Here is a 19,888-nt window from a genome sequence, read left to right as displayed (position 1 = left end):
GCTGTAGCAGCGGGTGTGTACGGGCTTAGCTGCGCTGCAGCCTAACTGATGCCGCTGTGGCGCAGCAAGGCGTCAACGCTGGCATCGCGACCTCTAAAGTTTCTAAATAGCTCCGCCGCGCTGGCGCTACCGCCCTGGCTTAATATGCAGTCGTAAAAACGCCGACCGGTTTCGGCGTCAAAAATCGAGCTTTCCTCAAAGGCTGCAAAGGCATCTGCGCTCAACACTTCAGCCCACAAATAGCTGTAATAACCCGCGGCATAACCGCCGGCAAAAATATGGCTAAAGCTGCACTGGAAACGGTTCCAGGCCGGTACTTTGATAACCGCTACTTGTTCTCTGACACTATCCAGGCTCTGCTGTACACCGCTGAAATCTTTGCTGCCAAAGTCTCGGTGTAACTGCATATCAAACAAAGCAAACTCGATTTGACGAACCAGAAACAAGCTACTTTGAAAATTTTTGGCGGCGATCATTTTATTGATTAAGTCATCGGGCAGGGCTTCACCGCTATCGACGTGAGCACTGAGTTCTTTTAACACCTCAGCCTGCCAGCACCAGTTTTCCAAAAATTGGCTCGGCAGTTCAACTGCGTCCCATTCCACCCCGGCAATGCCACTGACCGCAGCAATGTCTATTTGAGTCAGCATATGGTGTAAGCCGTGGCCAAATTCGTGAAACAGGGTTGTCACATCGCTGTGCATCAGCAGCGCGGGCTGATCATTTTGAGCGGGATTAAAATTGCAGACCAGGTAGGCAACAGGTAGCTGCAAACCATCCGCGCCGCGCCGCCGGCTGCGGCACACATCCATCCACGCTCCGCCGCGTTTACCTTCGCGGGCGTATAGGTCTAAATAAAAAGCTGCGATTTGTTTGCCGTTTTTGTGTATTTCAAAATAACGAGCATCGGCGTGCCACAGTTCAACCTTGTCGCTGCACTCTATGCATTCAATGCCGTAAAGTTTATTGGCGACATTAAACAAACCATCTAACACGCGAGGCAGAGTGAAATACTGGCGCAATTCTTCTTGGCTAACCGCGTATTTTTGCTGGCGCAGTTTCTCGCTGTAGTAGCTGATGTCCCAGGCTTCTAGCTCATCTTGTTGGTATTGTTGTTTGGCCCAAGCCCGCAGTTCCGCGAGATCTTTTTCTGCTGCCGGTTTGGCTTTTTGTGCTAATGCGTGTAGAAACTCGCACACCTGGCTGGGGTTATCTGCCATTTTTGTGGCCAGGCTAAGCTCGGCGTAATTATTAAAATCGAGCAACTCGGCTTGTTCGTGGCGAAGGCTCAAAATCTCTTGAATCAGTGCATTGTTGTCCCACTGTCCGGCCTTGGGCCCCTGGTCGGAGGCGCGAGTGTTGTAGGCTTGATAAATACTGTGGCGCAATTCGCGTGCATCGGCGTAAGTCATCACGGCAACATAAACCGGGCCGTCGAGAGTTAAAACCCAGCCGTCGAGCTCGTGTTTTTGAGCCGCATTTAAGGCGCCGCTGACAATGCTTTCGGGTAAACCCTGTAACTGCTTTTTATCTGTGCAGTGATAAAACCAGCCCTGAGTTGCGTCGAGTACATTGTTGCTAAATTGGCTGGTAAGCTGCGACAGCTTGCTTTGGATTTCAATAAATCGCTGTTGTTTATCGCTGTCTAAATCGATGCCGCTGAGGTGAAAATCGCGCAGTGCGTGAGCGGTGGCGCTTTGTTGAGCTTTACTGAAGTGTTTTGCTTCATCGCTTTGCGACAGCTCTTGCCAGGCTTGGAGCAATTTCTTGTTCTGCCCCATTTCGCTGTAGTACGGGCTGAGCAGGGCCAGTGCTTGCTCGTGCGCTTCGCGCAGTTCGGCACTGTTGCACACTAAGTTTAAATGGCTGACCGGAGACCAGGCCTTGCTCAGTTGATCTTCGCGCTCTTCTAAGGGGGCGACGAGTGACGCCCAGCTTATCTCTGACAACTGCTGCAATTGCTGCTCTAGCGCAGCTTTATTTTGTTCGGTCAGCTCTGTTATTGCCGGCACAACGTGTTGGGCCGAAATGTCGTTAAATTTTGGCAAGGCGGAGCTTTGCAACAGGCTATTGGTGGGCATAAAGGCCTCAAGCAGATGGTGGCTGGGGCTGCAGTATTACAAGTTTCTCTCACTAAAGGCTAGGTCTGCGCCAGCTTTCTTGTTCCGGGGTGTATTTCGGCTGATTTGTCGGTGATGTGGAACAAGAGTAGTGCTGTGTCGCGTATTGCGTCATTTGCATGGGATCTGGGTCACATCAGTTAACGCTTTAGCTGCAGTTCGGCGTGCATAGTGGTAGATTCACAAAAGCGCTTGAGGCGACTATCTTTAGGGAGGCTGCCTTGAGCAAAGGCTACACCCATGGCCGGTGTATACAATAAAAGATTACGGAAATAGTTTATGCCACGCGCTCTGATTGTCGACGATAGTAAAACAGCTCAGGCCCGCTTAAAGGCGCTGTTGAAAAACTATGATTTGAAGATAGATATTGCTTTCAGTGCAGAAGAGGCACTGGGTTATCTTAGCTACAATCAGCCCGATGTGATTTTCCTCGACCACCACATGGAAGGCATGGATGGTTTAGAGGCTTTGCGAATTATCAAAAATAACCCGACAACAGCCATGATTCCGGTGGTTATGTACACCTCGGAAAAAGGCGATGTCTATATGGGCCAGGCGCGGGCGCTGGGTGCGCTCGATATTCTCAGTAAAGAGATCATTAAACCGGCCAATATTGAGCGCCTGTTACAGAATTTAAAAATCGCCAAGCTCGGCGCCAGCGCGCAGAAAAAAGAAGCGGCTCCAGCACCGGCGGCAGCTGCACCATCCGATACTAAGGCCGCTGTTAACCCGGCTACATCCGGCCCGACTTTAGAAGAGATTCGCTCCCAGGTCGCGCGCTTGTTTGAGCTGCATATCGCCGACGTGCGCCAGCAGATATCGGAAAATTCGCGTTTTATCGTGCGCAACTTGCGCAGTGAAATTAATAAAAAAGCTGAGCCTGCAAGCCCCGCCGCCAAGGCGCCTGCGGGCTTTGAATTTACGCCGGCAAATGAACTTAAGCAGCCGCGCCAACCCTGGTTGTTGATCTGTGCACTTGTTATTGCATCGTTACTGTTAATAGCCAACTTGGTCTATGAGTTCAGCGCTGATAAAAGCGAGCTGGACAAAATTACAGAACAGCACGAATTGGTTTTAAATCAATATCGCGATGCGCAAAAGGCGCTGATTATCATCGGCGAGAGTGTGGCAGAAAGCCGCAACTTGCAGCAGTTACACAAAGGGCGTTTTGACGACTTAATGGATGCAATGAGCTGGGCGCTGAGCATCGATTTTTCTTTTGCTTTTGCCGAGCAGCCATTTAATCCCGCCCAAGCTGCTAAGCTTCAGGAGTTGATTCTGCGTTTAGCCAACGCGGGTTTTCGCGGTGAAATTGCCCTCGACCTTCATTTTGGCGACTTCTGTTTGGCCGCTAGCGACGACGGCAGTTGGCAATTGGCCGAAGCGCAGATGCAGAGCAGTAGCTGTACGATGCTGAGCTCGCTGGCAGTTAATCACGCTGCAGACAACTACATTAATGATGTCTATATTGAACTTGAACAGACATCGCCGCCGCTGGTGAATAATCTGATACGCCTCAGTTTGAGCTCGAGTGGCGTGGATGAACAACTGGACGACGGCACTATGCCAACAGCCGGGCAGTGGAATGCCAAAGCTAAACCACACAACCGAATTCGAGTGGTTTTGATACCGGACTAATAATAACAACAGCGGTGTTTGCAGTTGTACGCTGGGAGAAAAGCAGCCAGGAGGCGTGCAATGACTTGCAACTATTTAATCATCGATGCGTTTAGTGAAGTGGCCTTTGGCGGTGTACCCGTTGCTGTGTTTGCCAATGCCGGTGATATTCCGCCTGTGTACTTTAAGGCGCTGGCCGAAGAGCTTGTTCCCGGTGATACGGTATTTATCGATTGTATTGATGCCAGCAACGGCCACTACAGCTTTCAATTTTACAACGAATTTGGCCCCTGCCACGCGGGCAGTCACACCATTATTGCCGGCCTGGCCGCGCTTAAGTATTTGCGTCGCAGTGACGAAGCTGCACAGTTGCAGGCGCTAAAGATCGAGACAACCGAAGACTGCTTTGAGGCCTATATCGACGGCCGCAGTTCAGAGCACCCTTTTTTGTGGAAACAAAGTGTCAGTGCCGAGCTCGACCAGTTTGTACCGGAGCTTGCTGAGCTGGCGGCAATCATCGGGCTCGATGAGCGAGCCCTCGGCAGTCAGCGCTATCAGAGTTTAATAGTCAATTCCGGCAAACCGTATTTACTTGTTCCGGTTGTCGATCACCAAGCGCTGCGCGAGGCACATCTACAAACATCTGCCTGGGAGGCCTCCAGTCTGCCGGGCTCTTTGGTTGATCGTATTTTACTGCACGCGCCTAGTGCTGAAGGTAGCGGTGCTGATTTTCACTGTCGCTTATTGCGCCGAGGGGATGCGGCCCACGCTGACCCGGCCGTCGGTGAGGCGATGCCTGCATTTGCCGCGTATTTGTGTGCTCACGAGCACGTGAAAGCGGGTACGCACAGCTTAAGTGTGCTTCGCGGTGACAGCGAGGCGCGCCAGAGTTTTATTCATCTTGAATTTGATAAAGACAGCTCGTCTCTAACTAAGCTGCGCACCGCCGGCGCAGCCTTGGTCTGCGCGCGCGGTGAAATTTTGGCTATGTAGCTGCTGCCGGGCAGCTGTGGGGCTGAAGTAGAGCTCGCAAGGTTACCGCTTACCTTCTGGTTTTTCTCTGTCATATATGTGTAATTGCATATATGGATTTTCGTATATATTATGCCGCATCACTTCTCTGGATGTCGGCTCTAGTGAACCCAAGCCTTTTTTTTAAACAACTCGCTGATGATACCCGACTGCGCTGCCTGTTACTGATCGACGCTGAGGGTGAGCTCTGTGTCTGCGAGTTAATGCAGGCGCTCAACGAAAGCCAGCCAAAGATCAGCCGCCATTTGGCGCAGCTGCGCGAGTCGGCGCTGCTGCAGGACCGGCGCGAAGGTCAGTGGGTTTTTTACCGCCTCAATAAAAAGCTGCCGGCGTGGCAGAGATCCCTAATTAGCACTACCCGAGAAAACAGCCGTGTCTACATGGCGCAGGCGCGGCAAGCTCTAATGCAAATGGGCAACCGCCCAGTACGCAAACGCCAATGTTGCGAGGATTAACATGAATATCTTGTTTATTTGTACCCACAACCGCTGTCGAAGCATACTCAGTGAGGCAATTTGTCGCCAGCTGGCCGGAGACAAAATTCAAGCATGGAGCGCGGGCAGCCAGCCTGTCGGCCAGGTGCACCCACTTAGCCTTAAGTATCTCGAAGCCAAAGCCTATAACACCGAGGGTTTAAGCAGCCAGAGCTGGAATGATTTTGAACAGGTCAAACCCGAAATCGTGGTGACGGTATGCGACAGTGCGGCAAATGAAAGCTGCCCTGTGTGGTTTGCCGAGGGCATTAAAGTGCACTGGGGTTTAGAAGATCCAAGCAAACTTGAAGGCAGCGAAGAGGAAATTGCCGAGGCTTTTTTTAAGGTGATCGCGCTGATAGAAAAGCGTGTGCAAGCTCTATTGGCACTGGATCTAAACAACCGAGACAAGAAACAACTGGAAGCCGAGTTGCAAGCTATCGGGGAGTTGAAATAATTATGGGTTTGTTTGAGCGGTGGTTAAGTCTTTGGGTGGCGCTGTGCATAGCTGCAGGCGTTGTGCTCGGTCTGTTGGTGCCCGATGTTTTTCAGGCGATTGCAGCGATGAATATTGCCCAGGTAAATATACCGGTGGCAATTTTTATCTGGGTCATGATTTACCCTATGATGGTACAGGTCGACTTTTCCAGTATTAAAGATGTCGGTCGCAAGCCCAAGGGTCTGTTGCTGACCTTAACTGTGAACTGGCTGATTAAACCGTTTACGATGGCAGCGCTCGGCTGGTTATTTTTTCGGGTATTTTTTGCCGATCTTGTCGACGCCCAAACAGCAACTGAATATATTGCCGGGATGATACTGCTCGGTGTTGCGCCGTGCACGGCGATGGTTTTTGTCTGGTCGCACTTAACTAAGGGCGATGCTAATTACACTTTGGTGCAAGTGTCGGTGAATGATCTGATTATGATTTTTGCCTTTGCTCCAATAGCGGCGTTTTTGCTTGGCGTCAGTGATGTTGTGGTACCGTGGGATACACTGCTGCTGGCAGTCGTGTTGTATGTACTGGTGCCGCTGATCGCCGGTGTTTTAACGCGCAGGGCGCTCGATAGGCCCGACAATCACGCCAAGCTCGAGGCTTTTCTTGCCGGTATTAAGCCCATTTCTATTTGTGGTTTATTGGCTACGGTTATTTTGTTATTTGCGTTTCAAGCGCAGACCATTATCGACAAGCCGATGGCAATTGTATTAATTGCCATCCCGCTTTTAATTCAGACTTACGGTATTTTTGCGCTGGCTTACGGCGGCGCAAAACTGCTTAAATTACCTCACAATGTTGCCGCTCCGGCGTGCATGATTGGCACTTCAAACTTTTTTGAACTGGCGGTTGCAGTGGCCATTTCTCTGTTTGGTTTACACTCCGGCGCGGCGCTGGCCACGGTTGTTGGTGTACTTGTCGAGGTGCCTGTTATGTTGACCTTGGTGGCTTTTGCCAACCGCACGCGACACTGGTTTGATTGATATGAACGAAATCCCGAATTTAGATAAAGAAAGTTTTAACGCTGTTGATGAAAGTGCACTTAGTGCCTTGCCTGATTTCAGCAGCAAACCCAAAATCTTGCTGTTATATGGCTCGTTAAGGCAGCGTTCGTTCAGCCGCCTGGTTGCCGAGGAAGCCGCGCGTATTTTGACGGCGCTCGGCGCCGAGTGCCGAACTTTTAATCCGAGCGGCTTGCCGCTGCCGGATGACGCCGAAGCCGAACACGCCAAGGTGCAGGAGCTGCGCGCCTTGGTTACCTGGTCTGAAGCGATGGTGTGGTGCAGCCCCGAGCGGCACGGCTCGATGACCGGCATAATGAAGTGTCAAATCGATTGGATACCGCTGGCTCTGCAAGCCGTTCGGCCAACTCAGGGCAAGTGCCTGGCATTGATGCAAGTCTGCGGCGGTTCGCAATCGTTTAACGCGGTTAACCAGATGCGAGTGCTGGGGCGCTGGATGCGCATGTTTACCATTCCAAACCAGAGCTCGGTTGCCAAGGCCTGGCTGGAGTTTGACGATGACGACCGCATGAAAGCATCGTCGTATTACGATCGCATTGTCGATGTCTGTGAGGAGTTAATTAAGTTTACTTATTTATTGCGCGGTAAAATGGACTATCTGACCGACCGCTACAGCGAGCGCAAAGAAAGTGCCGAGCAATTTCGCAAACGCATTGATAAGCGCTCGTATTAAATTTGTCTGTACCAAAACAAAGGCCGGCAACTGCGTTAGTGCAATTGCCGGCCTTTTATTTTGTGCGTTGAAAAAAGTTCGCGACTTTAATAGTGAATACTGATCTGCGCCGATGTTGTATCGTAGTCGTCGGCGCTCTGATAGAGCAGGCCGACACTAAAACCATCGCTAAAATAATACTGTGCACTCAGGTCTAGTTCGCTTTCGCCGCCCTCGCTGTAGTCGATATAGTGGGCGGTTGCGCCGAGTTCAAGCTCGGCAAAAAGCAAAGAGCGCACACCAATGCTGAGCGTTAGCCCGTCCTCGCGCCTGTCTTCAATACCTTCGAGCTCCCGGCTGCTATAGCCAACCAGGCCGTAGATATCGGTTTTTTCCCAGTTGTCGAAGCTGCCTCCGGCGGCAATGCGGATTTGCTCGAGTTCGAGTTTCTGCTCGGCGACTTCGTCATCGCTGCGCTGGTAGCGCGCGTACATTACCCCTTTTTGTCCGATGCTCGAAGCGCCCAGTAGGCCAAAGCCAGAAGGCCGGAAATCGCTATCACTGGCCGAAACATTGTCGTAGCTGATCGAGAAGAAGTCCCAGCTTGGTTGCTTAACGTCGGCCTGCACCGCGCTAGAGAGAAATACTGTAACCGCAGCACAGGTGACTAAATGAGGGCGTATCATGGCGCATCCTTTAATTATTCAAGCCTTTATTGTAGCAAGCTTGTTGCGGCTTTAAAGGCTTAGATGCTAGTGCTTTTAGAAAGGTCTCAAGCTTGTGTGGCGTTCTTGGCTAACGCTTTTTTGGGGTAGTCGTAATAACGCAGTTCGCCACAGCCAAGTGTCAGTTGTTTCCAGCTATCGATGTGCAGTTGCATATGCACCAGCCCACAGGTTGGCACATTGCTGACGTCGAGATGGCACAGCTCAATGGCAGCGTAAGTGATCGAGGGGTTGTGGCCAACAACAAGTAGGTGGTCAAACTTATCGTGCTGTTTGGTAAGTAGGCGGTAGAGCTCTGCTGCTGAGCTTTCGTACAAGCTTTGTTCGACGCAAATGTCATTGCGCTGGTAGCCAAGCTTATCGCTGAACAGGTGGGCTGTTGTCAGCGCGCGTACCGCCGGGCTGCTAAGAATGAGCGACGGCCCGGGCAAAGCAGAGCTGATAAAACGCTGACTAATTGCATCAATATTCTCATAACCGCGTTTTTTTAGCGGCCGATCAACGTCGCTTAATGCCGGCATGGCCCAACTTGACTTCGCATGGCGCAACAATGTGAGTTTAAGCATATGTTTTGTTCCTTAAAATAAAAAGAGGCATGGCCACACACTGATTGTGCCAATAGATTATTGCTTTTTATTGATCGCAGGGCCCGAATTTCCGCTGTAAACGATTAGCACTGCAAATAGGTATCAAGACGGATTTATTCTTTTTGTGTCGCCTTATTCTTTTATATGGTTGATTATTTTGTTGCATGACACTGATATTTAAAGGCTTGTATTTACGATTTATTGTCGCTGTTATTGTTTTACATCCGCGTTTTATCTCGGCGCTATATTCTCGCTGCCATATCAGCGCAAGCTGCTTTTTATCGTTATTAATTCTTATGTTGAATTAGATGAAGAGCTAGTTCGCACTAGGGCCTGTTAACACTAATTAAATGCACTCTGTTGCGCCCCTCATTCTGCTATCAAGGCGTTTGAAGCGCAGTTTGGTTGCTCCAAATAAGCGACAAACAACACAGAGAGCGGGATGAGGGGCACAACCCGAAGGGCTGGGCCTGAATATCCGCCCAGATGCGTTACTTATCGCTTATTTAGCTCGCTAAACTGCGCTCAAAGTGCCTTTCTGGTCGAATACTCAGGCTCCAGCAGAGCGTATTTAATTAGTGTTAACAGGCCCTAACTAAATATCTAAGCCTTATTAAAACTTTTTTGTGTTTTTATTGGTGAATTCTTCGATTTTGCTCTAGCGCTTCGTGGCGCTGTTTTTTACAATGCATGCGCTGTGTTTTGTTTTTGCTGTTTATCTGTCGGTAAGTTAAGCGTTAAAACGCAAGCTTGGCGAATGGATGGCCAGAAAGGATGACGGCACTTTAGGTGCCTTGTGGTTGTTTCAATACGGCCGCATCAAAATGGAAAGGACGACTATGGATTCGGTGCTTTATCTCGGAGTAGATGGCAGGCTGTGGCGTATTAACGCCGATTTAAGTGTTGAGCAGCTAAGCTCAGAACCGCCAGTTTCCGCAGAGCTTATGCTCGCTGACGCTCAGCGGGATTTACTGCAAGCCATTGCTGCACAGTGGCAAGATTTCTCCAGCCTGAATTTTATTGATCAAAGCGGTCAGGCACTTGCAGCAAGCGCAGAGCTTAAACAGGTTGAGCTTGAAATACTTAACGTTGTCGAGCGCGAACTTGCCGCGTACGAGCAACTTGCCAACGATGAAAGCAAAGACAGCGAGCTTAAAACTTCCGAAGTCGAAACATCACCTGCAACACCTACACCCTCACACCACCGTTCAAGCCAGCAAACTGCTCAGTTAAATAGTTCCTACCAAAGCGAAGGTGGTTTAGCTCAGTTTTTCTCAACTATTCATCGCAACAACGATGAAATGCTTGCCAAAACCCACTATCAAACGCGCCCGGCGCCGCCAATCGATCACAATAAAAGCGAAGAGCACCACCAACTAGTTGGCAAGTTAGATCCGGATGCGAGCATTGAGGTGGAAATTCTCGATGGTGGTGACGGCTGGATTAACCGCTTTGAAATTCCCGTTGTGACGGTTGTCGGTACTACCCACAAAGCTGGTCAACAGCGAACGGTTGAGTTGCTGTTTACCGATAGCCAGGGCCAACAGTTATTGTTTAGCACAGCGCTGCTTGATGACGGCAGCTATCGGCTCGAAGACATTGATTTAAGCTCGCTGGCCGAGGGCCCGGTTATTGTTGAGGCCAGTATTAGCGACCCCTACGGCAATCGCATCAGCGCCCAGGACGACTCAACCATAGACACCCTGGCCGACGGTGATCTGGTTGCTGTCGATACTGGTGACGATCAATTAATTGAGCACAGTGAAGCACTGTCTGCGCCATTTAGCGGCCATTTTAATTACGTTGAAGCTGGCGCTGAAGTTGCGCTTGTGGTTGAAGATGTCGACGGCAAAAAGCTGAGTTTTAGCAGCAGCGTCGATGCAGATGGTCGCTGGCAATTAAACGCAGATATAAGCTCACTGGCCGACGGTGTTTTGCATTTTAGCGCATCGACCATCGATCAAGCTGGCAACCCTGCAAGCATTAGTAACAGCACTAATTTGTTGCAGGCGCCGCAGTTAAGCATCGAGGCTCACGACAACGACGGTATTTACAATCAGTACGAAAGCCCCGCACCGCTTTTTAGCGGTACCAGCTTGAATATTGAAAACGGTCAACCGTTAACGCTGGTGGTGACAGACCTTAATGGCTTAAGTGTTGAAATTCATACAACGGTTAACAACAACCGCTGGCAAGTTACTGGGCCAGACTTAAGCTCGCTTGCCGACGGGCCGTTACATATCGAGGCGCGCAGCAGCAACTTGCAAGGGCAAAGTGCTCAAGCTGCGATTGATCAGCAGCTCGATCAAACCGCAGAGCTGAGCGTGCAGTTTGACGATAATGACGGGGTACTAAATGCCGAAGAAGCAAAAGCTGTTTTACTGAGCGGCACATCGCTGGATATAGACAGCGGTGAGCAAGTCAGTTTGAGTTTTAGTGACCAAAGTGGCGCCTCGGTCGATTTTAATAATGCCGCCAGTATTAACGATAACAGCTGGTCAGTGCACGGCCTCGATCTCAGTAATTTTGCTCCGGGGCAGTTGCAGCTGATTGCTCGGGCTGAAGATAAACCCGGAAATAAAGCCAGCGCCATAGCCACAATTAAATACGATCCGCTGGCAGAAATTGATATCACTTCGGTGCCTGAAGGCCCGGTTATTAACGCCGCTGAAGTTCAAGCTTTTAGTGTTTTGGGGCGAGTAGTGGATATTGAATCCGGGCAGCAGCTTGCGGTGACAATCAGCGATAGCGAGGGCAATAAAGTCAGCGGCACGGTCATCGTGCAAGACGACTTAAGTTGGCGTTTTGCCGAGAGCCTGGATAGCTTGGCCGATGGTGAGCTTATTATTGATGTCAGCGGCGACGACAAAGCCGGCAACCACGCTGAAGATCAGCTTAATATCACAAAAGATACCCTCGCCGAACTGAGCATTGTCTTTGATGGCGATCAGCACTACAGCGCCGATGAGCTCAGTGCGGTGAGTTTAAGTGGCCGGGTCAACGGTATTGAAAACGGCCAAGTCGTTCAAGTAAAAGTCTGGGACAGTGCGAACCCGGCCAATGAACTCAACTTCAATGCAGAAGTTATCGACGGCGCCTGGCAAAGTGACGCGCTTGATCTGCAAGCGGCGGGTTTTATTGATGGCGAACTTTACGCTTCTGCGCAGGCGAGTGACTTAGCTGGCAACCCGGCAACTGCGTCGACTGAGGCCTCAATCGATACTCAAGTCTGGATAGATATCGATGCCGATGCGATCAATATCAGCGATTTAATTTTTCAGCAAGAAACAGTTATTAGCGGTACCAGCACGGCCGAAGCCGATCAAGTTGTAAAACTTAGCTTCAGTGATGGCAGCAATAGCGAAAGCTTCAGCGGTTTGGTGCGGGCCGATGGTAGCTGGTCGGTTGGCGTTGTTGCGGTTACCACGCTTAATCGAGCCGTGGGCTGGGAACTCGTTGCCGAAGTTATGGACAGGGCCGGCAACACTGCCGACGACAGCACGCCGAGCATTGTTATGCCCGAGCCCATAGCTATTTCTGAGCAGGGCATTATTTTCCCGCCAGTTCTGGCAACGGCAACCAGTAAGTTAAATATCCTGCACGCCGATGAATTTCGTCTAAGCGCAGACCAAAGTGCGCTCGATGGCATTACCAGCAACGGTTATGCAACCACGCATGTGCTCAGCGGCGACGGCTTGAGTTTACGTATGACGCGCGCTGACGGCAGTGACAGTTTAGTGCTTGAAGCCGTGCTCGACCCAGATAAGGAAAGTTTAAAAGTCACCTTGTTTGAAGGTGTTGATCAGGATGTGCTGAGTGAGACACTGTTGGCGCAAATCTGGATTGACGCCACCCAGCACGACGCCGACGGCACTTCCGAGACGGTTAGCGCACCTGTTGTGCTAGCAATTAAAGACGTGCAGCCTTTTTTGCTCGACGATCACGCCAGCGTTAAAGAAACCGAGAGTCACAGCGGCAATGTGTTTTTTAACGATAGCTCGCTCGAGGGGCCATTGACGCTGACCGCCATCCAAGTTGGCAGCTCTATTATTAATGTCAGTGCAACAAGCCCCGCGCAGCACAGCTTTGCCGAAGGTGATCTCACGGTTAACTACGACGGTTCGTGGTTTTTTCAGGCCAATGAAGATCTCGACAACAGTGTTTCTGATCCGCTAGTGCAGATAGAGTATTTTGCTCGCGACCCGGATGGCGATGTCGACAGCGCGCAGCTGAGTATTAGAATTAAAGATGGCGACGGCGGTCATATCGACGATGAGCATGTGCTTTATCGCGAAGTGCATGTCGATCAAGGTCATATGAGCAATCGTGTTGTCAGTGTCTTAGCCGGCAGCGATGTGCTCGAGCCAAGCTCGGTGCGTTTTGATAACAGCGATAATCAATTAATAAATAAACTTAACGCTTTAGCCTTGAGCAGTGACGGCGAAGCCGTTGTTTTTAGTTTAAATGCCGACGCAGATACACTGACAGCTCAAACTGCAGGTGGCTCGGCTGTGGTTTTTATCGCGAGTTTATCTGCGCTGCAGGCGGCCAATGGCCGCGACCTGGATTTAACCATGGTGCTTGATGTCAGGCGCCCGCTCGATCACAACAGCAGTGACAGTTTATTGCTTGAAGCTTCGATCGTTGCGTTTGATGTCGACAACGCCACGCCAAGCAATGATGCGTCTATTCAACTTCTTTTTAACGATGGCGACCTGCCACAATTAAGCCTGTTAAGCGGCGCATCGCTGGATGAAGATTTACTGGTCGCCGGCAATCCGGCTTTACCGGTTTCCAGCAATGGCACTGTCGAGCTTAAGGTTGGCAGTGACTACATCGAAGATTGGCAGTTTGAAGCAAGCGCAGCGCCGCAGCTGAGCAGCGGTGGCACAGCGCTACTAAGTTATTTAAGCGCCGATGGAAAAGTCTTAACGTATTATTTGCCGAACGATGCCGATGCCAATGATCAAAGCAACGAAGTACTGAAAATTACCTTGTTGGCTCTGCCCAGCAGAGATAGCGACAGTAATTTAATTTATCAGGCGCAGATGTTTCAGGCCATTGATGAATTAGAAAATGGCGTCAATGATGGCGATCTTGAGATTTTTCTGCCGGTGTTGGTATTTGATAGCGACGGCGATCAAGCAAGGAATAATATTTCAGTAACGATGATCGATGGTGATGCCGCAAACGTTGGCACCGCCAGCTTAACGGTCACGGAACTTCCACCTCAGCTCGGTGTAAATCTGGACAATAAAGCCAGTGCCAATATCGCACTGACCGCGAGTCAGGATAAATTGGTCGATATCGGTTATCAGCTAACAAGCGGTGATGCGGTTGTCGATGCAGCGGGCAATGCGGTGACTCGCAACGGCGAAGCACTGCACTGGCGAGACAACTTAGATGGCAGTCTCGATGCCATCGACGGCCGTGGCGTAGCGGTATTTACGGTAACACTGCCGGCAGAAATTGATATTGAACCCGGTGCTAACAGTGATGTTGAAATCAGCCTGCTGCTGCACAGTACGGTCGATAACGATAGAACAAACACCACCCAGGTGCTGAGTGTTAAATTGCCGGTTGCGGTCACAGATTCAGATGGCACAAAAACAACGCAACAGGTAGAGCTAAATATTGTCGACGGTCGCGACCCCAATATTATCAGCGACGACAACCTCGCCGTAGACGAGCTGACCCTGCAGACGGCGGACTTCGACAGTGACAAAGGCATTGCCCGCAGCAGCGGCAGCAGTGATGATAAGGTCAGTGCAACGCCGAGCTTGCTCAGCTCTATTACCAGTGGCGGCGAAGCGGTGAGCATGGCCGGCGCTGCCGACGCCGATAGTTGGTGGATTGCGAGCACCAGCTCCGGTAACGAAGTTCTGCGTTTGCGTTTTGATTTAGATAATGGCAATTACCAGGTTCAGTTTTCACAGGCGATCGATCACGATCCAGGCGCTGGCCGCAATATAAAAAATATCGATTTTTCAGTTGCTGTGCTCGACGCCGATAACGACAGCACCACCGCAACCTTTACCGTTGCTGTTAGCGATGACATTCCGGTTGCGCAGAATATTGTCCAGGATTTGGTTGAAGGTAAAACTGTCAGTGGCAGCTTAATGCCGGATAACAGCGCAGGTGCCGACGGCGGCTCAATTACCCAAATGAGCTACGGCGGGAAAAACTACAGCGCCAATGCAGACGGCAAATTTGTTATTGAATTAAAAGACGATGCCGATCAGGAATATGCAACCCTGACGGTCAGCGCCGACGGCAGTTATAAACTGGTCAGCCGCGATGCATTTAACTTAAGCGACGTACACACCGATATTATCGATTATCAAGTCACCGATAACGACGGTGATATTGAAAATGGCAATGTTTTTACTGTCAATGTTAAAGATGCCAGCGGCAACATTATTTTTCCACCACTGCTTAGTGCTGAAGACCAGCCGCTCGATATTAGCGCGCTGGTTATTAATCCCGGCGATGCCGATCAAAATGAAACCGTAACCAAAGTTGTGTTTGACACTGCCAAGCTTGCAGGTGGCAGTTTAACGCTCAACGGTGTCGCACTTGCAATCGATGGTGACGGCAATGCTTTTTTAACTCAAGATCAATTAATAAATGTGGTCTCGGGTACCGACCCTGGTTCGGTGGGCCCGAACGGCACTTTGCTTTATCACCCGGCCCTAAATCAAAGCCAGGCGACCAGCAGCCCGCAACTGGATATTCGCGCGACGGTCAGCAGTGATGTAGGCGATAAAACCATTCACGGAAAACACGGCATTAAAATTACTTCGGTTGCCGATGAGCCGCTGTGGGATGACAGCTCGCAGTTTATTTATACTCTCGACGAAGATGATGGCGGCAGCGCCGTACAACTAAGCGCCTCGTTATTTGATACGGATGGTTCTGAAAAACTCAACTATCGCATCGACAGCATAGACAGTGGCCTCGAGCTTAAGCGCGGCCCACACGTGGTAAAAGTCGGCGAGCATTTGAGTGTTGAGCAGCTTGCGCAGCTGCACGTTGCCGGTAAAGCCAACGTCGCCGGCAGTTTTAATTTTGTTATTGCCGCGGTGGCAACCGAGCAAGACAACAAAGACAGCGCCGAGTCATCGCGCACCGTAACCGTACAGATTGCCCCGGTTGCAGATCAGCCCTCGCTGGTGGTAACGCCAAATAAACGCAGTCTTGAAGATGTAGATATCAACCTAAAAACCCTTGTCAGCGGCAAGCTCGGTGACAGCGATGGTTCAGAGCGCCTGGGTTTTGAGTTAACAGTGCCCGATGGCTGGTCTGTTGTCGGTTTGAACGGGGCCGTCGTCAGCAGCGCCGGGCTTGTATTTAGTTTTTGGGACGACGATTTGCAGGCGGGCAATATTGTTTTGCGCCCACTCGAAGATATCAGTTCGGTCAGTGGCGATTTTAATATCTCAGTGCAAGCCGTTGCCCATGAAAGCACTCAGGGCGGGGTGGCGCCGGAACCCGGTCACGGCGATGCGCTATCGGCCGCCAAGAATTTACATGTTGATCTAAAAGGCGTTGTCGATGAGCCCGATTACGGGCCTGGGCCCGATGGCCTTTGGAGCTACGACGACGGCAGTAAAACCATCAGCGCGGTACAGCCCTTTGACGAAGACGGAGAAATTAAACTCAACTTTGATGTCGGCACCGAAGACGAGGATGGCTCCGAGCATATTAATTTATTAATTGCCGGCCTGCCCGAAGGGGTTGAGCTTGTCGATGGCGACGGCAAGCCGGCAAAGCTAGCCATCGTTGGTTTTATTCCGGGCTTTGATGGCAACAATGCTATTTATCAGGTTCAGGCCAGTGAGCTGGCTAATTTGAGTTTAAAACCGCCACAAGATTTCAGTGGTGAACTCAATATTCGCCTGGAGCAGATTAATACCGAGCCGGACGGCGACTCGGCAAGTTTTGATGTCAATCTGCATATTGTTGTTAACCCGGTTATCGACAGCGATGGCAATTTAACAACCCAGAGTCAGGGTATCGAAGACCAGCCTGTGGTGTTGAACTTCAGCCCCGAGCTCGGTGATGTCGACGGCTCGGAAACCGTCGCCGATGTTGTGATCCCCGCAAACGCGGGCAGCTTGCAGCTCGATGGTAAAGCCCTGCCAGCGGGCCAGACGAGGCTCAGCGATTTACTCGATGCGACCAGCCCGAGCATGGCCGAGCTGCTGAGCAGTAACCGCGTGACCTGGCTGCCGCCTCAGGATGCCGCCGGCGAGTTTGTGTTGCCAGTTACCTGGACCATTGTCGACAGATCTGAAACCGGTGTTGAACAGAGCCGCGATATAGATGGCCAGCTCAAGGTGCATGTCGATGCCCAGGTAGAGATAGACACCATTATCGACGGCGGCGATGACGTGCTGGTTAGCAGCGACGGCTCGCCCATCGCGCTCGATAACAGCGCCGGGTTCTGGGACTCTGACCTCGACGGCTCGGAGATACTCGACTACATCCAGCTGACGATGCCCGAGGCCGACGGCTGGTCGGTGACGCACCCCAATGGCGCCATTCACGACGGGCGCGGCAACTGGTTGATTCCGGCAACTGGTTTTAGCAGCGATACCGTTGCCGAAGCGGGCGTGCAGCTTTTACAGGGCGCGACGATCAGCAGTGATCACAGCACCAGCTCGGCGCTGGGTTATGACCTGATTAAAGTCAGCGCCCGGGTCATCGACGACGGCGATCGCGATCGCAGCAATGGTTACGACGCCGAGATGCGCAACGCCGCAATTAAGATTCGCTTTGACCAGCCCGGTGACAGCGACGGCGCCGGGGAGCTGTACGATGTGCAGACTTCGGTGATCGACGGCCGCGAAGATGAGTTTTTTACCAGCACCGGCCACCTCGACGGCAAAATTACCGACGATAGCAATGACAATATCAGCTTTCGCATCGATACCGCAGATATGCCGCGCGGCGGCTGGATCTCCGGGCCCGATGTGCGTGCGCAGTACGATGCCAGCGGCAAACATGTTATTGCGTTTGTATTCACCGACGCCAGCATCAACCACTTGCACTTCGATGGCCTTGAGCAGGATTTTGCCGGAGTGATGCAGATGCCGATGACGGTGATTGCAACCGACCCGAGCGGAGATACCCGCACCGATATACAAACACTGCAGTTTGAAATAGGCCCTATCGTCGACACGGCTTCAGCGCCGACCGTGGGCTCCAGCCTTGAAGACGAAGCTGTGGTTTTTGATTTTGATCTGAGTGCTCTGGTGGGTGACGTCAACACCCAGCCCAACGAGGGCGTAGAAAGTGTCATTGCACTGCGCTTTAGTTTGCCGGCCGACGGCGGCCAGCTCAATGATCCAGAAGGCGTATTAGTTGCCGATGGCATGGGCAACTACGTGCTCAACGACACGTCTAAATTAAGCAGCCTCAGTTACACACCGCCGCTAAATTACAGCGGTAACTTGAGTTTACCGATCAGTTTACAAGTGCAGGATGCTACGGTGCCGCTGCCGGCGACCGGGCAAGACAATGTCGTTAGCGACTGGTTTGATACAGCGCTGGTGTTTGATATTCAGCCGGTTACCGATCACGCCATTGTCAACAGTGCAGATGTGCGCGGCGCCGAAGACAGCGATATCAGCCTAACGGGGCTAAGTGCTGAACTTTTTGATGTCGATGGCTCGGAAGTAATGAGCTTGCAAATTAAAGGCGTGCCCAAAGATGCGGTGATTTTTTGGAACAGCGGCGCTTCGCTGCAACAGCTGCCAAACAACGGTGCCGATGGCGGAAGTTTTCAGGGCCAGCCAACTAGCGCCTTCAGTGTGCTTGCCTCTCAGCTCGACAACCTGGTATTGCGGCCGCCGCTTGATTTCAGCGGCGATCTGCCGCTGAGCCTTGAAGCAATTACGGTTGAAACGGCGACGGGCGAATCCTTAAGTAGCGATGCGCCGTTTATGGTGTATATCGACCCGGTTGCCGATCAGCCACAGATGGCCAACGACTTAAGCGAGCTCAATGCCAACGAAGGCGATGTTATTAATATCGCGATTAAGGCCAGCACCACCGAGACCGTCAATGCCAATGAAAGCCTGAAACTACAGGTGCACATTGATGCGGCGGCCTCGGATGCCAGCGCGCTCGACGGCCTGACCGGCATAAAAATTGGCGACAAACAAGCGAGCTTTATTCGCAACCCCATCAGCGGCGATTTAATCGCCTCGCTCGATAGTGCCAGCGCAACGATAGATAGTTTTGAGCTGATCAGTGGTGCCACTGCCTTTGGCGACTTGCATTTAAGTGTCGGTGTTGTTGCGCTCGATACTGCCGTGGTTGACGGCAAGCGCGAAAGTGATCGCAGTGACGCTGTGACTCAGGATTTAGTTATACACCTTAACGCCGAACCCGATGCCCCGCTGCTAACGCTCAGTTACGACAATTTATACAGCGACGCCGATGCCAATAGCACCCAGCCGCTCGGCTTGAGCTTAAGCGCGCAGAACCCCGCGCCCGGTGAAAAAGCCAGCCTGCTGATTGAGGGCGCGCCCGAACACATCAGCTTTATTGGTGCGACACGCAGCGGCGCCAACTGGCTGTTAGCCGAAGACAAAGTCGCCGATGTACAAATTGTCGGCCTTAAGGCCGGTGATAATTTTTCGCTTGTATTAACGCCTCAGTCGACCCTCGATGGCAAAACTGTTAGCGGCACAACCGCGAGCATGGAAATTGAAGTTGGCAGCGGCGGCGATTCGACACTAAGCGGCAGCGGCCTTCGCGATCGCATAGTTGGCGGTGCAGGTGACGACGTAGTCAGCGGCGCTGCCGGCGAAGACTTTTTTGTTTTCGAAGCGGCCGGAGCCGGTGCGGCCGGCTCACCGGCGGCCGATCAGATTAGCGACTTTAGTGTCGGCGAAGACCATATTGACCTTAGTGATTTACTCAGCTCGGTCGACAGCTCAAGCGGCTCCGAGCTCGATAGCTATGTCGATCTCAGTGACAACGGCAGCGATTCGACACTTGTGATTAACCTTGGCGGCGGCGCCGTGCAACAAATTTTAATTAGCTCACAAACGGTCGACGATCTTTATGGCGGCAACACGGACGGACTCGACGATGCCGCTATTTTTCAAAAGCTAATAGACGATCAAGTGCTGATAACAAGCTAAAGGATAAGCAA

The 19,888-nt window shown here is 51.5% G+C and carries 10 protein-coding genes; 7 read left to right on the top strand and 3 right to left on the bottom strand.

The features are described from left to right. Positions 1-41: 41 nt before the first annotated feature. Positions 42-2,081, bottom strand: a complete 2,040-nt coding sequence (locus CFK45_RS13050; protein WP_096086883.1) for a M3 family metallopeptidase — start codon at positions 2,079-2,081, stop codon at positions 42-44. A gap of 318 nt (positions 2,082-2,399) precedes the next feature. On the opposite strand from CFK45_RS13050, the gene CFK45_RS13045 reads away from it, so the two are divergent. The 6 genes from CFK45_RS13045 (at position 2,400) to arsH (ending at position 7,430) form a co-directional block, all read left to right on the top strand. Then, positions 2,400-3,758: a response regulator gene (locus CFK45_RS13045; protein WP_096086882.1), complete on the top strand. Its 1,359-nt coding sequence runs from the start codon at positions 2,400-2,402 to the stop codon at positions 3,756-3,758. 60 nt (positions 3,759-3,818) lie between these two features. Further along, complete coding sequence (locus CFK45_RS13040; protein ID WP_096086881.1) at positions 3,819-4,730, top strand: PhzF family phenazine biosynthesis protein; 912 nt, start codon at positions 3,819-3,821, stop codon at positions 4,728-4,730. A 143-nt stretch (positions 4,731-4,873) separates the two neighbouring features. Further along, entirely contained in the window at positions 4,874-5,224 is a 351-nt protein-coding gene (locus tag CFK45_RS13035; protein WP_275655697.1) for a metalloregulator ArsR/SmtB family transcription factor, read from the top strand. Between the two features lies 1 nt (position 5,225). After that, on the top strand, positions 5,226-5,699 hold the full coding sequence (locus CFK45_RS13030; RefSeq protein ID WP_096086879.1) for an arsenate reductase ArsC: 474 nt from the start codon (positions 5,226-5,228) through the stop codon (positions 5,697-5,699). 2 nt (positions 5,700-5,701) lie between these two features. Further along, complete coding sequence (gene arsB / locus CFK45_RS13025; RefSeq protein ID WP_096086878.1) at positions 5,702-6,718, top strand: ACR3 family arsenite efflux transporter; 1,017 nt, start codon at positions 5,702-5,704, stop codon at positions 6,716-6,718. Position 6,719: 1 nt separating this feature from the next. After that, a complete protein-coding gene (arsH, locus tag CFK45_RS13020; protein WP_096086877.1) occupies positions 6,720-7,430 on the top strand; it encodes an arsenical resistance protein ArsH in 711 nt (236 codons plus the stop codon). An 86-nt stretch (positions 7,431-7,516) separates the two neighbouring features. Here arsH and CFK45_RS13015 read toward each other — a convergent pair whose 3' ends face one another. Both CFK45_RS13015 and CFK45_RS13010 read right to left on the bottom strand, forming a co-directional pair. Next, positions 7,517-8,095, bottom strand: a complete 579-nt coding sequence (locus CFK45_RS13015) for an outer membrane beta-barrel protein (RefSeq protein ID WP_096086876.1) — start codon at positions 8,093-8,095, stop codon at positions 7,517-7,519. 86 nt (positions 8,096-8,181) lie between these two features. Then, a complete protein-coding gene (locus CFK45_RS13010) occupies positions 8,182-8,700 on the bottom strand; it encodes a SixA phosphatase family protein (protein WP_096086875.1) in 519 nt (172 codons plus the stop codon). Between the two features lie 782 nt (positions 8,701-9,482). Between CFK45_RS13010 and CFK45_RS13005 the strand changes: the two genes are divergently transcribed. Next, positions 9,483-19,877, top strand: coding sequence for a type I secretion C-terminal target domain-containing protein (locus CFK45_RS13005; RefSeq protein ID WP_096086874.1), 10,395 nt, complete (start codon positions 9,483-9,485; stop codon positions 19,875-19,877). Positions 19,878-19,888: the final 11 nt, after the last annotated feature.

This window comes from Agaribacterium haliotis (assembly GCF_002312815.1).
Taxonomy (GTDB): domain Bacteria; phylum Pseudomonadota; class Gammaproteobacteria; order Pseudomonadales; family Cellvibrionaceae; genus Agaribacterium; species Agaribacterium haliotis.
The sequence above is the reverse complement of the archived record's forward strand: the minus strand, read 5'-3'. Positions and strand labels throughout refer to the sequence as shown.

Excerpts from the sequence above, each read along its gene's own strand:
- arsH (WP_096086877.1), top strand. The coding sequence starts at position 6,720 with ATGAACGAAATCCCGAATTTAGATAAAGAAAGTTTTAACGCTGTTGAT.
- CFK45_RS13030 (WP_096086879.1), top strand. The coding sequence starts at position 5,226 with ATGAATATCTTGTTTATTTGTACCCACAACCGCTGTCGAAGCATACTC.
- CFK45_RS13015 (WP_096086876.1), bottom strand. The coding sequence starts at position 8,095 with ATGATACGCCCTCATTTAGTCACCTGTGCTGCGGTTACAGTATTTCTC.
- CFK45_RS13005 (WP_096086874.1), top strand. The coding sequence starts at position 9,483 with ATGGCCAGAAAGGATGACGGCACTTTAGGTGCCTTGTGGTTGTTTCAA.
- CFK45_RS13050 (WP_096086883.1), bottom strand. The coding sequence starts at position 2,081 with ATGCCCACCAATAGCCTGTTGCAAAGCTCCGCCTTGCCAAAATTTAAC.
- arsB (WP_096086878.1), top strand. The coding sequence starts at position 5,702 with ATGGGTTTGTTTGAGCGGTGGTTAAGTCTTTGGGTGGCGCTGTGCATA.
- CFK45_RS13010 (WP_096086875.1), bottom strand. The coding sequence starts at position 8,700 with ATGCTTAAACTCACATTGTTGCGCCATGCGAAGTCAAGTTGGGCCATG.
- CFK45_RS13045 (WP_096086882.1), top strand. The coding sequence starts at position 2,400 with ATGCCACGCGCTCTGATTGTCGACGATAGTAAAACAGCTCAGGCCCGC.
- CFK45_RS13040 (WP_096086881.1), top strand. The coding sequence starts at position 3,819 with ATGACTTGCAACTATTTAATCATCGATGCGTTTAGTGAAGTGGCCTTT.